This window comes from Streptomyces sp. NPDC006385 (assembly GCF_040612485.1).
Lineage (GTDB): Bacteria > Actinomycetota > Actinomycetes > Streptomycetales > Streptomycetaceae > Streptomyces.
In genome coordinates this window covers 1-12,746 of the sequence record NZ_JBEXQG010000021.1, presented here as the reverse complement: position 1 = coordinate 12,746, position 12,746 = coordinate 1, and the positions used below count along the sequence as shown (strand labels likewise).

The window sequence follows — 12,746 nt, the reverse complement described above, 5'->3', positions numbered from 1 at the left end:
TCTGTGTCAAACGACCACTGAGTTGAACGGGGAAGCACATGCGATCAAGCATCCTGACAAGGACGCTCGTCAGCGCCGTCACCGTCGTCGGGATCGCCGCCGGGAGCCTGGCAACCGCGGGTACCGGCTTCGCGGCGTCCGAGCCGGTCACGAAGCCGGCCGCGAGTTCCGGGGAGATCAGCACGCTCGCGACGAACAACCTCGGCCTGACCCAGGCGCAGGCGAAGAGGGTCCAGCTGTTCCTGAAGAAGCACTGGGGCTACACCGGCGCGATCGACGGGCAGCTCGGCAGCGGCAGCTGGAAGGCGTTCCAGAAGTGCCTCAAGAGGTACCACGGCTACACCGGCGCGATCGACGGACAGCCCGGCACCAACACGGTGAAGGCGCTGCAGCGCCTGCTGAAGAGGGGCTACGGCTACGGCGGCGCGATCGACGGTATCGCCGGACCGGGCACCAAGGCCGCGTTCAAGAAGTTCGCCGCCGCGGCCCCCAACATCAAGCCGACCGGGCTGCGCTAGCCGACCGCGGAGTGGCGTGCCCCTGGTTGACGGGACCGGGGGCACGCCCCTTGCGCAGCGCCTGCCAGGTCTTCGGTCCCACGATCCCGTCCGCGTCCAGTCCCGCCCGCTTCTGGAACGCGACGACCGCGCCGTGCGTCAACGGCCCGAAGTCGCCGTCCACCTCGCCGACCTCGGTGATGCCGTGCAGGTACCTGAGCAGGCACTGTGCCTCGCGGACCTGGCTGCCGCCGTCGCCCCGTTTGATGGTGAAGTCCCAGGTGTTGTTCCAGCCCGCGGTGTAACCGCGGCCGTGGGTCTCGTCCTCGTACACCGCCGGCTTCTCGCAGCTCGGAGGCGCCGCGGCGGCGGGGGGATCGTCGCGGAGCACGTACGTCACCGCCGTCCCGCCCAGCACCGCCGTCGCCACGACCGCCGCGACCAGCACCTGACGCCGCCACCGCCGGGGCCGCAACCGCGGCAGACGGGCCGAGCGGGAGGCTCCCGCGGCCTCCTCCACGCGGCGCAGGAGCGCACCGGTGTCAGGGATCCGGGCGACGCGTTCCGCGTGCGTGGGGGCCAGACAGTCCCGGACGATCTCCCGCCACGCTTCGGGGAGTTCGGGGGAGAGCCGCAGTTCCTCGGTGCCGCGTGCGTAGCGCGTCGCCGCGTCCGTGCGTGCCTGCGTGCTGCCGCCCGGCAACGGGAAGAGGCCCGTGAGGGTGACATGCGCGAGGACGCCGAAGGCCCATACGTCCGCGGACGGACGGATCCGGGTGCCCCGCTCGTCGACCTCCGGCCACAGCAGCTCCGGTGCGGTGTAGTCGGGCGTGGCGAAGGCGGGCGCGTAGGCGTGCGTGCCCTCCAGCTCCGCCGCCATGTTGAAGTCGGCCAGCCGTACCGAACCGCCCTCCAGCAGCAGCACGTTGGCCGGTTTCAGGTCGCCGTGCACCCAGCCGGCGTGGTGCAGCTGGTGCAGCCCCTCGCAGATCTGGGCCAGCAGGGCCGGGCCCGACTCCGGCTTCGGGTCGCGTTCCAGTACGGCGTCCAAAGAGCCCTCGGCCTGCTCCAGTACGAGGACGGTGGCGCCGTCCAGTTCCGGGTGCCCGGGGTCGTCGACCGTCAGGGTGTCGTACATGCGGATCAGCCGGGGCGCGCGAAGGCGGCCCAGCAACTCCACCTCGCGCTCGGCCAGTTCGCGTAGATGCCGTAGCTGCCGCGGGGTGCGGGTGCCGGTGGGCAGGAACTTCAGGGCGGCCCGGCCCGGCAGTTCCGCGTTCTGCCCAGTGCCTTGTTCCCCGGTGAGCCGGGCCGCGTAGACGGTGGAGAACGCGCCGGACGCGAGGGGCTCGCGCACCTCCCAGGGGCCGACTCGGTAGCCCTTGGGGACGGGGACGGCGTACGACGACGGGCCGGTCATCGGGCCACCTGGCCGACGTCGGCGGCCAGCACGGCCAGGTCGTCCTCGCGGACCAGGTCGAAGCGGAGCGCGAGCGAGACCAGTGACTCCTTCTTGCCGTTGACGCGCCGGCCGGGTTCGGCGGTGTCGGGGCCGGGGCGCAACCGGAGTTTGAGGGTCAGGTAGTCGATGTTCCAGTAGACGGCCGAGCGGCTGACCGTCGGCCAGGCCGGGCGCAGTCGCTCCACCAACTGCTCCACCGCCGGCAGCGGCGCGTGCGGCTCCCCGCGCAGCCGGGGTTCGCACAGGGCGGCCAGCACCGCGAAGTACCGGCTGGTGCGGTCCAGGGCGAACGCCGGTGCCGTGGCCGCGCCGGGGAGGCCCCGGCGGTCGGCGCTGCGGAAGGCATGGCGCGGTGCCCAGACGTCGAAGGTGAGCAGGTCGCCCGCGGCGGGCAGGACCACCCGCGCGAACTCGAACGGCACGGGGGCTTCCAGTCGGCCCGGCGCCACCTTGAGGTGCTCTCCGGCGCCCTCCGGGTTCTCCACCACATAGGTCTGGTCTTCGCTGAGGTTGCTCAGCAGCCAGAAGGACCGGTGTGCCGTGATCTCCCCGGCGACCCGGGGCACCCCTTCGTGCGCGATGGTCAGGCCGCCGTCCGGCGTGGCCCTGCCGAACGGGAGCCGCTCACCGGTGGCGATCCGCACCTGGTCGTCCACACTGCCGCAGGCCGGCGGCACGACGATGACGCTGTACATGGACCCGTCCCCCTCAAGATCCCCAGTTCAACGTTCAACCCAGGGAAGGGTAAGGGAGACCTAACCGCGGCAGCGAGGCTTTGGCACGGCATGGCGCGTCGCGGCCTCCGGCCCTCCCCCGAGGGAGCCGGAGGCCGCTGGTCGTGGGGCGCTCAGCAGGTGCGCAGCCCCGGGACCGCCCCGTAGTTCACGCCCCCGGACACCTTGTTGGCCGGGAACCAGCCCCAGCCGCCGTTGCTGACGTTGGTGTCGGCCTGGGTCCACAGCCACCAGTCGTTGCGGGCGTCGCCGACCGGCGGGTTCTCCTGGCCCGGGAACTTCTTCTGGCAGACGAACCAGTTGTCGCCCGCGTTGAGGTAGCCGGCGACGGCGCCGTTGAACATGACGTTGCCGCCCTGGTAGTTGTGGCAGTAGCGGGAGTTGTTCGGCCCGCTGCCCCAGCAGCCGTTCGGTGCCGCGGCGGCGCCCGTCGGCGTCAGGGCGACGGCGCCCGTGGCGAGTACGGCCGCCGCACCCAGCGAGGCGAGCATGCGCTTCATGGTCGGTGTCCTTCCGGTCTTGCCACCCCCGTTGGTGGACACGACCACGATGGCGCCGGGCGGCCACGGGCGGTACCTCGGAACTCTCAGGGTCACTTCTTGCCGGGCGGTGTGTACTCCTTGAGGTAGTGGGCGACGCGGGCGGCGTAGTCGCGGTACTGCGGGGGAACTCCGCCCGCGTTGTTCACGACCTTGGTGGAGGTCCGGTACGCGGCCGCCAGCAGCACCTGGCGGTCGCCGGACAAGCCGGTCTGATTCAGGCGCGGTTCCATGAAGCAGAGGTAGCGGCCCACGGCCGGGATCGACTCGGCCGGCGTGAGGGGAGGCTTGGGGGTCTCCTTCGCGGGGACGCCGTCGGCGCGGATGTACCAGCGCAGCAGGCTCGGCGTCCAGCGGGCGATGCCGTACTCGCCCTCCTTGCCCACCGACGGGTCGGAGAGGTTCGGGTCGAAGTTGCTCTCCGCCTTCAGCAGGGCGGCGATCAGCGCGGGGGTGACCTCGGGCTGGACGCAGTCGTGGGCGGCGTCGACGATGAGGCGGCGGTAGGCCACCGGGACGCCCTTGTCCGTACGGAGTTCGGCGGCGCCGTAGGTGGCGGCCGTGACCTTCGTGGTCTCGCCGCCCGACCCACCGGCCCCCTCGGCCCCGGCCCAGGTGTTGATGCCGTAGCCGAGGGCGGACACCGCCACCACGGCGGTCGAGGCGGCCAGCATCGTCGTACGGCGGGAGCGGCGGCGGGGGAGGAGGGAGCGCGGCAGGCGCGGCGAGCGGCCGGTGCCCGCCGCGGCCTCCACCTGGCGCAGCAGGTCCTGCGTGCCGATCCGGTCGGCGTGCGTACGGGTCAGGCAGTCCCGGGCGATCTCCCGCCAGACGTCCGGGAGTTCGGGCGACAGACGCAGCTCGTCGGTGCCGCGGGCGTAGGCGGCGGCCGCGTCACGGCGGGTCGTCGCCGTGGCGCCGGGGAGCGGGAAGGAGCCGGTGAGGACCAGATGGGCCAGGACACCGAACGCCCAGACGTCGGCCGACGGGCGGATACGGCGGCCGCGTTCGCCGATCTCCGACCAGAGCAGTTCCGGCGGCGTGTAGTCGGGGGTCGAGAAGGCGGGCGTGTACGCGTGCGTGCCCTCCAGCTCCGCCGCCATGTTGAAGTCGGCGAGCCGTACCGAACCGTCCTTCATCAGCAGCACGTTGGCCGGTTTGAGGTCCCCGTGCACCCAGCCCGCGTGGTGCAGTTGCGCCAGACCTTCGCAGATCTGCGCGAGCAGCGCCGGCCCGCCCTGCGGCCTCGGCGTGTGCGCCAGCAACGCGGACAGCGACCCTTGCGCCTTCTCCAGTACGAGGACCGTGGCGCCGTCGAGGGCCGGGTGGTCCGCGTCGTCGACGACGAGGGTCTCGTACATCCGGATCAGCCGCGGCTGCTTCAGCCTGCGGTGCAACTCGACCTCACGCTCGATGAGTTCGCGCAGGTGGGCGAGTTGGCGCGGGGTTCCGGTGCCGGTGGGCAGGAACTTCAGGGCCACCTCGGCCGGCCGGTCCGGTCCGGCTCCGACGCGCCTGCCCGCGTACACGCTCCCGAACGCCCCCGTGGCGATCGGCTCCCGCACCTCCCACCCGCCCACCCGGTACCCCTTCGGCACCGGCACGGCGTACGGCTCGGTCACCGGGCCGCCCGGCCGGGCGCCGGGGCCGTCGAGGACGCGGGCTCGCGCAGCACGATCAGGTCGTCCTCCCGCACGAGATCGAAGCGCAGCGCCAGCGAGACCAGTGACTCCTTCTTGCCGTTGAGCCGCGGTCCGGTGTCCGCCGTCTCCGGGCCGGGCTTGAGACGCAGCTTCACGGCGAGGTAGTCGATGTTCCACTGGACGGTGGCGCGGGACGCGGCGGGCCAGTTGGGGCGGAGCCGGTCCACGACCTGGTCGACCGTGGGCAGCGGGGCGTGCGGTTCGCCGCGCAGGCGGGGTTCGCACAGGGCGGCCAGGACCGCGAAGTAGCGCTTGGTGCGGTCGACCGAGAAGGCGGGGGCGGTGGTCGCGCCGTCCAGGCCGCCCTCGGAGCTGAGGTAGTCGTGGCGCGGCGCCCACACCTCGATCGGCAGCAGGTCACCGGCCGCCGGCAGCACGATCCGCGAGAACTCGAAGGGGACCGGTGCGTCGAGGCGCCCCGGCCCGACCTTGATGTGCTCGCCGGCCCCTTCCGGGTTCTCGACGACGTACGTCTGCTCCCGGCTGAGGTTGCTCAGTATCCAGAAGGCGCCCTGCGCGGTGATCTCCCCGGCTCTGCGGGAGACCCCGTCGTGCGCGATCGTGAGGTCGTTGTCGGCGGCCGAACGCCCGAAGCCGAGCCGCTCGCCGGGCGCCAGCCGGATCTGGGTGCGGTGGTTGTCGTCCTCCGTGGTCGGCGGAGGTACCACGATGATGCTGTACAAGGTGCGTCTCCCCGTGCCTGACGGCTGTCCCGTCAGGGTAGGGCGACGCGGCGGGGCCGTGTCCCCCTCGAACGGGTGAGACACGGCCCTCGGGTGGGATTGGCGGGAACTGAGCCCTGGCCAGGGGGGTTTCGGTGCGGGTCCTGTGACGCCTCAGTAACGCGGGCGCCGGAACCATTCCGCACTGGGGCGCTTCGCGGCGAAGACGATCAGCAGGACGGCGGCGATCATGATGAGCAGCCCGAGGCCGTAGGCGGCGAGCATGAAGATGCCGGTGACGATGGCGAACGAGCCGTAGACGATGGAGCACACGCGGACGCCGTTGCCGCCCTTGGCGTACTGCAGCAGCAGCACGAGACCGAGGATCGCGAACACCGTGGCGAGACCGACCAGGAAGACGACGAAGCCCTTGCCCACGTCGGCGATGCGCTCCGCTTCGCTGTCGCCGCTGATGCCCGCTTCGGACATCTCCTGGTCCCACCGGGAGAGGACCCAGACGTAAGCACCGGCGATGATCACGTGGGCGAGGGCGACCAGACCCAGCATGGTCCGTGCGGCCTTGGTGATGCCGGGCATGGTGGCGGGACCGGCAGGCGGGTAGCCGCCGTAGGGCTGCTGCACCGGAGGAGCGGCAGGGTATGCGCCGTACGGCTGCTGAGGCGGGGCTCCGGGAGGGGGCTGCTGCGGGTAGCCGTAGCCGGGTGCGGCCGGTTGCTGCGGTGGGTTCCCGTAGGGGTTGTTCGGGTCGCCGAAACTCATGGTGGTCTTCCTCCGTCTGTCTTCGTGCGCAGGGACGATGCGTGACACGGTTCGGAGGAAGGCGTTGCATCTGCGGTTTCGTCCCCCCGGCGCTCCCCGCGACACTGCGGCACTCATCGTTCTTGAGGGCCCCGTGGTTGTCCAGCGGCATTTCGTCCGCGGTGTGTGGCGGTGTGTGCGAGCGGAAGGCCGGCAGACCGCGCCGGAGCCGACTGCCCGTCCTGAGGGGGCAGTCGGCTCCGGCGGAAATCGATCAGCGGCTGGGCGGGCGCCGGTCAGTTCTGCACGACCATGGTGCTCGCGGCCTTGTCGTGCCACCCCTGCTGGCGGCCCGACTTGTCCCAGAACGGGGACAGGTACACGAGGAGCTGGCCGATACCGCAGGCGAGGCTGCCCACGATCGGGATGATCCAGCGGATGAACGAGGAGCCCAGGCCGGGCTTCTGGCCGGTGTCGGCCTTCACGACCCGGAGGCCGACGGCCATCTTGCCCAGCGTGGCGCCCACCAGGCCGACCATCAGCCACTCGTACAGCAGGCCGATGAGCGCGAAGACACCGACCACGGCACCGATCGAGGCCACCATGCTCGAGCTGGCGTCGTTGATGCAGGTGTTGTAGTCGGCGGCGGACGGGTCGCAGTCCTGGGCCGCGCTGAAGGAACCGGCGACACCGATGGCGGCGAGGATGAAGTAGATGACCGTGAACGCCACGCCGTCGATCAGCCGGGCACCGAAGCGGCGGCCCATGGAGGCGACGCGGGGAGGAACGCCCGGGCCGCCCGGGTAACCCGGCTGCTGCGGGTAGCCGTAGCCACCCTGCGGCGGGACGCCCTGCGGTGCCTGCGGGTAGCCGTAACCGGGCTGCTGTCCCTGCGGATAACCGGGCGGCTGCCCCTGTTGCGGGTAACCCGGCTGCTGTCCCTGCGGGTAACCCGGCTGCTGCCCCTGCTGCGGGTAACCCGGCGGCTGTCCCTGCTGCGGGTACCCGTAGCCCTGTTGTGGGTCCTGGGGCTGACCGTAAGGTTGGTTGGGCTGGCCGAAGCTCATGGCCGGTTTCCTCCGTTGCGAATGCGGGGACGATGCGGCACTGCGCGGAGGAACTTCACGATTTGAGCGGTTTGCCCCCCGAACACGATCCGCGAAACTGCGCCGTTCATCGTTCTAGGTACGGTGCGATTTTGTCCAGTCTGTGGCGGGAGCTGTTGTGCAGATGCAATCTTCTGGATCTTCGCGGGCCGGGCGCGAGCCAGGTGAGGCCGGACCGAGTGGAACCGGGAGGGCGTCATCCGGGAGGATGGGGGCCATGACCGCCCAGATTCTCGATGGCAAGGCCACCGCAGCCGCGATCAAGTCCGATCTGACCGCCCGCGTGGCGGCCCTGAAGGAGAAGGGCGTCACGCCCGGCCTCGGCACGATCCTCGTCGGGGACGACCCCGGCAGCCAGAAGTACGTCGCCGGCAAGCACCGCGACTGCGCCCAGGTCGGCATCGCCTCCATCCAGCGCGAGCTGCCGGCGACCGCCACCCAGGAGGAGATCGAGGCGGTCGTCCGCGAGCTGAACGAGGACCCGGCCTGCACCGGCTACATCGTCCAGCTGCCGCTGCCCAAGGGCATCGACGAGAACCGGATCCTGGAGCTGATGGACCCGGACAAGGACGCCGACGGCCTGCACCCGATGAACCTCGGCCGCCTGGTCCTGAACGAGCCGGCCCCGCTGCCCTGCACCCCGAACGGCGTCCTGACCCTGCTCCGCCGCTACGGCGTCGAGATCAAGGGCGCCGAGGTCGTGGTCGTCGGCCGCGGTGTGACCATCGGCCGCCCGATGCCGCTGCTGCTGACCCGGCGCAGTGAGAACGCGACGGTGACCCAGTGCCACACCGGCACGCGGGACCTGGCGGCGCATCTGCGGCGCGCGGACATCATCGTCGCCGCCGCGGGCTCCGCCCACCTGATCCGCCCCGAGGACGTGAAGCCGGGTGCGGCCGTCCTCGACGTCGGTGTCTCGCGCAGCGCCGAGGGCAAGATCGTGGGTGACGTCCACCCCGGTGTCGCCGAGGTGGCCGGCTGGATCTCCCCGAACCCCGGTGGCGTGGGCCCGATGACCCGGGCGCAGCTGCTGGTCAACGTGGTCGAGGCGGCGGAGCGCGGTGTCGGCTGAGCGTCGCGCCGACAGCGCGGAGGAGATCGAGGTCCGGGACCCGGTGAGCGCGCCGGACGCCGGCGGTGTGCCCCGGCGGACCACCCGCCGGTTCCCGCTGTTCACCAGGGACACGGCACGCCCCGAGGGCGGCGGCCGGGCCGCGCCCGGTGACGCGCCGGCGCCCGCCCGGCAGTGGCCCGTCCTTCTCGTCCTCGGCCTCGTCGGGATCGGCCTGCTGATCACCGCGCTCGACGTCTTCCGCGTCGGCACGCTGCTGATCGGCAGCGCCCTGCTGACCGGCGCGGTGCTGCGCTGGCTGCTGCCGAGCGTCGGGATGCTCGCCGTGCGCTCGCGCTTCACGGACATGGTGACCTACGCCGTGCTGGGCCTCGTGATCGTGCTGCTGGCGTTGATGGCACAGCCGGACCCGCTGCTGAAGATCCCGTTCCTGAAGGACGCGCTGCACTTCACCGTGGAGAACTGAAGCACGTCCACCCTCGCGAGCCGGGCCCGCCGGGAACCAAGCCGCTGCTTGGAGTCGTCACTCGATCGGGTCTGGTTCGGAGGTGAGGGATGGGTGCCTGGCAGCCGCTGCCGGAGGATCTGCCGCCGGAGGTGCGGCACTTCGTGGAGCAGGTGCGGCAGCTCAAGGACCGTACGGGCCTGAGCCTGGTCGCGCTGGGCGCGCGCACCGCGTACAGCAAGTCCTCCTGGCAGCGCTACCTGAACGCCACCCAGCCCCCGCCCCGGCAGGCGGTCGCCGCGCTGTGCCGGGTGGCGGGGGTCGAGAAGGACGAGGCGGAACGCTTCGGCGTGCGGTGGGAACTGGCGGTGCGGGCGTGGCCGAAGCCGGCGACGGTGCCACCGAAGCCGGGACGGGAACAGGGCGCACAGCACGAACAGCGCGAACAGCGCGAACAGCAGGAACGGCCTGAGGAGTACGGGGAGTACGGGGAGCACGAGGAGTACGAGGACGATCCCACCCTTCCCTGGTGGGACGCGCCGCCGCAGGAGCCGCGGCCGCCGTCGAGCCGGCTGCTGATGGTCGCCGTCGTGCTCGTCGGGGCTCTGGTGCTGACGGCGGTGATCGGGGCCGTGGCGCTGGGCTGAGCCTGTTGAGGCTGTCGCGTCGGACTTGCCCGAATACAGCGCATGTGGCGTGAGTGATCGTTTATGTGATTTCTGTGTGTCGATGTGTGGACAAGTTCGCGGATTTGCAAGGAAGTCGTCCGACAAGCGGGCTAGCGTGGTCGATCGGGACGGTCCGGGGCGTCCCCGAGTGTCTGCAAGGGCTTACTGCCAGGGTTGTCTCGGCTGGAGGGGGAGGCCGGTGGAACACTGGACGCAGCCCGATGGGCGTGCGACGGCGCGTGCCCTCGGTCCCCATGCTCCCGCGCGCCCCCATCCCGGGAACTGAGATCCTTGCCGGGCGCATCCCCGTGGGTAGCCAGAACGGGGACTCGGCGGAGGGCACCACGCGCGGGGGAACGCGAGAAACACCAGCACGAACCGGGGGAAGAGGGGGGAAGCAATGCCTCGTTGGAAGGACTTGCCGGATGAACTGGACCCGCAGGTAAGGGAGTTCGCGAGCCAGCTACGACGGCTCGTGGACCGCAGCGGTCTGAGTATCGCGGCGCTGGCCGACCGCACGGGTTACAGCAAGACGTCCTGGGAGCGGTATCTGAACGGGCGGCTGCTCGCGCCCAAGGGCGCGATCGTGGCGCTCGCCGAGGTCACGGGCACCAATCCCATCCATCTGACGACGATGTGGGAGCTCGCCGAACGGGCGTGGAGCCGTTCGGAGATGCGCCACGACATGACCATGGAGGCGATCCGGATCTCCCAGGCGCGCGCCGCGCTGGGCGAGTTCGGGGCGCCGCCGGCCAACGCCAAGGGGGGCGCGAAGGCGGCCAAGGCCGTCCGCAAGGGCGGGAGCGCGACGGTGACGCCCGGCGTGGCGGGCCCGGCGGGTGTGGCGCCGACCGTGCCGCCCTCGGTGCCGGCCCAGCCGACCGCGCCGGAGGTGCGGGACTCCTCGGTGCGGGACTCCCCGGTCCGGGACTCCGTTGGGGATGACGTCCGGGAGGGCGGATCCTCCGGCGGCAACTCGTGGGGTGTCGCGGGGTATCGGGGTCCGTCGCCGACGGGTGGTCGTACGGCGGGGACGGCGGCGTCCGGAGCGGTGCCGTCCGGAGCGGCGCCGTCCGGAGCGGTGCCGGGGGCGCCGAGTCCGTACGGCGAGCCTCCGCGGGGCCCTCGTCCGGGGCCTGGGGCGTCCGGCGGCGGTGGCAAGCGGCGGCTGACGATGTTCCTCGCGGGAGTCGTCGGTGTGCTGGTCGTGATCGCCGCGGTGTTCTACCTCACCGACGGCGGCCGCGGGACGAAGAACGAGGAGGCCGGCGCGTCGCCCTCGCCGTCCGTGACGACCGACCCCGATCTGCCGGCCGGGGTGAAGTGCAGCGGCGCCTCCTGCACCGGCAAGGACGCGGAGAGCATGGGATGCAGCGGTGACCTGGTGACGACCGCCAGGACCGCAACGGTCGGCTCGGCCGTGGTCGAGGTGCGCTACAGCGAGACGTGCGGCGCGGCGTGGGGCCGGATCACGCAGGCCGCGCAGGGGGACGAGGTGGTGGTGACGGTCGGCAAGGCGAAGCAGACCGGCACGATCACCGTCGCGGGCGACACGATCGCGTACACGCCGATGGTGGCCGTGAAGGACGCCGGCGAGGCGACGGCCTGCGCGACGTTGGCAGCGGGCCAGAAGGGGTGCACGCGGTAGGACGCGGGGGAGCGGCGAGGCCGAAAAGATTTCGGAGCGGGCAGGAATGGCCGTCGGCAAAGTGGGCACGCGCACCGTACCCCCACGGGAGTCCGGCAATCGGTACCCCCACCCGGCGGCCGCTCCGGTCCTCCCTCTCCCGGACCGGGCGGCCGCCCCCCTTTTGCCGTAGTGGCGGCCCTTCTGTGGGGTGGGCCACACCGACCCGGACGTCCGGGATCCCGGATGCGCGATAGCCTGACGGCTGATCTATCTTGACGCCAAGAGATCGATCATCTGTACGTCCCACCCCTCGGGACAGGGACGCCCACCGCCAGCTGTCATACGGAGAACGCCATGACCCGCACTCCCGTGAACGTCACCGTCACCGGCGCGGCCGGCCAGATCGGTTACGCCCTGCTCTTCCGCATCGCCTCCGGCCAGCTGCTCGGCGCGGACGTGCCGGTCAAGCTGCGGCTTCTCGAGATCACCCCGGCGCTCAAGGCCGCCGAGGGCACCGCCATGGAGCTCGACGACTGCGCGTTCCCGCTCCTTCAGGGCATCGACATCTCGGACGACCCGAACGTCGCCTTCGACGGCGCCAACGTCGCGCTGCTCGTGGGTGCCCGCCCCCGTACCAAGGGCATGGAGCGCGGTGACCTCCTGGAGGCCAACGGCGGCATCTTCAAGCCGCAGGGCCAGGCCATCAACGCCCACGCCGCGGACGACATCAAGGTCCTGGTCGTCGGCAACCCGGCCAACACCAACGCGCTCATCGCGCAGGCCGCCGCGCCCGACGTACCGGCCGAGCGCTTCACCGCGATGACCCGCCTCGACCACAACCGCGCGCTGACCCAGCTCGCGAAGAAGACCGGCTCGACCGTCTCCGACATCAGGCGGCTCACCATCTGGGGCAACCACTCCGCCACCCAGTACCCGGACATCTTCCACGCCACCATCGCCGGCAAGAACGCCGCCGAGGTCGTCAATGACGAGAAGTGGCTCGCCGAGGACTTCATCCCGACCGTCGCCAAGCGCGGCGCGGCGATCATCGAGGCCCGGGGCGCCTCCTCGGCCGCCTCCGCCGCCAACGCCGCCATCGACCACGTCCACACCTGGGTCAACGGCACCGCCGACGGCGACTGGGTCTCCATGGGCATCCCGTCCGACGGTTCGTACGGCGTTCCGGAGGGCCTCATCTCCTCCTTCCCGGTCACCTGCAAGGACGGCGCGTACGAGATCGTCCAGGGCCTGGACGTCAACGAGTTCTCCCGCACCCGTATCGACGCCTCCGTCAAGGAGCTGGAGGAGGAGCGCGAGGCGGTCCGCTCCCTCGGCCTGATCTGAGCCCCACCCCCCCCACCGCGTCGGCCGCAGGCCCCGTCCGGATTCCCCTCGCTCAGCACTCCCATCGCCTTCAGCACATGGCTGGGCGTCAGCGTGCTGCTCGTGCAGGACGAACCCGACGACAC

Annotated in this window: 13 protein-coding genes; 6 read left to right on the top strand and 7 right to left on the bottom strand. The window is 71.5% G+C overall.

Features of this window, described 5'->3' with window-relative positions:
* Window positions 1-38: 38 nt before the first annotated feature.
* Window positions 39-518 (top strand): peptidoglycan-binding domain-containing protein, encoded by a 480-nt coding sequence (locus ABZ078_RS18445; protein ID WP_356576462.1) that lies wholly within the window; start codon window positions 39-41, stop codon window positions 516-518.
* On the opposite strand, the gene ABZ078_RS18440 is transcribed toward ABZ078_RS18445, so the two are convergent.
* From ABZ078_RS18440 to ABZ078_RS18410, 7 genes are all read right to left on the bottom strand, one after another.
* Window positions 496-1,917: a serine/threonine-protein kinase gene (locus ABZ078_RS18440; protein WP_356576460.1), complete on the bottom strand. Its 1,422-nt coding sequence runs from the start codon at window positions 1,915-1,917 to the stop codon at window positions 496-498. The genes ABZ078_RS18445 and ABZ078_RS18440 overlap by 23 nt on opposite strands.
* Window positions 1,914-2,654 carry an FHA domain-containing protein gene (locus tag ABZ078_RS18435; protein WP_356576458.1) on the bottom strand — a complete coding sequence of 247 codons (741 nt, stop codon included), beginning with the start codon at window positions 2,652-2,654 and terminating at the stop codon, window positions 1,914-1,916. The genes ABZ078_RS18440 and ABZ078_RS18435 overlap by 4 nt, the downstream gene beginning before the upstream one ends.
* 152 nt (window positions 2,655-2,806) lie before the next feature.
* A complete protein-coding gene (locus ABZ078_RS18430; protein WP_356576456.1) occupies window positions 2,807-3,193 on the bottom strand; it encodes a hypothetical protein in 387 nt (128 codons plus the stop codon).
* A gap of 92 nt (window positions 3,194-3,285) precedes the next feature.
* Window positions 3,286-4,854 carry a protein kinase gene (locus tag ABZ078_RS18425; RefSeq protein WP_356576454.1) on the bottom strand — a complete coding sequence of 523 codons (1,569 nt, stop codon included), beginning with the start codon at window positions 4,852-4,854 and terminating at the stop codon, window positions 3,286-3,288.
* Window positions 4,851-5,618: an FHA domain-containing protein gene (locus ABZ078_RS18420; RefSeq protein ID WP_356576452.1), complete on the bottom strand. Its 768-nt coding sequence runs from the start codon at window positions 5,616-5,618 to the stop codon at window positions 4,851-4,853. Before ABZ078_RS18420 ends, ABZ078_RS18425 begins: the two co-directional genes overlap by 4 nt.
* A gap of 153 nt (window positions 5,619-5,771) precedes the next feature.
* Complete coding sequence (locus tag ABZ078_RS18415; protein ID WP_356576450.1) at window positions 5,772-6,377, bottom strand: hypothetical protein; 606 nt, start codon at window positions 6,375-6,377, stop codon at window positions 5,772-5,774.
* A gap of 275 nt (window positions 6,378-6,652) precedes the next feature.
* Window positions 6,653-7,423: an RDD family protein gene (locus tag ABZ078_RS18410; RefSeq protein ID WP_356576448.1), complete on the bottom strand. Its 771-nt coding sequence runs from the start codon at window positions 7,421-7,423 to the stop codon at window positions 6,653-6,655.
* A gap of 256 nt (window positions 7,424-7,679) precedes the next feature.
* Here ABZ078_RS18410 and ABZ078_RS18405 point away from each other — a divergent pair, with 256 nt between their 5' ends.
* The 5 genes from ABZ078_RS18405 to ABZ078_RS18385 all read left to right on the top strand — a co-directional run bounded on the left by ABZ078_RS18405 (window position 7,680) and on the right by ABZ078_RS18385 (window position 12,621).
* The gene (locus ABZ078_RS18405) at window positions 7,680-8,534 is read left to right on the top strand and encodes a bifunctional methylenetetrahydrofolate dehydrogenase/methenyltetrahydrofolate cyclohydrolase (protein ID WP_356576446.1); all 855 of its coding nucleotides are present in this window, start codon (window positions 7,680-7,682) and stop codon (window positions 8,532-8,534) included.
* Window positions 8,524-9,000 carry a DUF3017 domain-containing protein gene (locus ABZ078_RS18400; protein ID WP_356576444.1) on the top strand — a complete coding sequence of 159 codons (477 nt, stop codon included), beginning with the start codon at window positions 8,524-8,526 and terminating at the stop codon, window positions 8,998-9,000. Before ABZ078_RS18405 ends, ABZ078_RS18400 begins: the two co-directional genes overlap by 11 nt.
* A gap of 89 nt (window positions 9,001-9,089) precedes the next feature.
* Window positions 9,090-9,626, top strand: a complete 537-nt coding sequence (locus ABZ078_RS18395; protein ID WP_356576442.1) for a helix-turn-helix transcriptional regulator — start codon at window positions 9,090-9,092, stop codon at window positions 9,624-9,626.
* A 421-nt stretch (window positions 9,627-10,047) separates the two neighbouring features.
* Window positions 10,048-11,295: a DUF2690 domain-containing protein gene (locus ABZ078_RS18390; protein WP_356576440.1), complete on the top strand. Its 1,248-nt coding sequence runs from the start codon at window positions 10,048-10,050 to the stop codon at window positions 11,293-11,295.
* Window positions 11,296-11,631: 336 nt separating this feature from the next.
* Window positions 11,632-12,621 (top strand): malate dehydrogenase, encoded by a 990-nt coding sequence (locus ABZ078_RS18385; protein ID WP_356576438.1) that lies wholly within the window; start codon window positions 11,632-11,634, stop codon window positions 12,619-12,621.
* Window positions 12,622-12,746 lie beyond the last annotated feature (125 nt).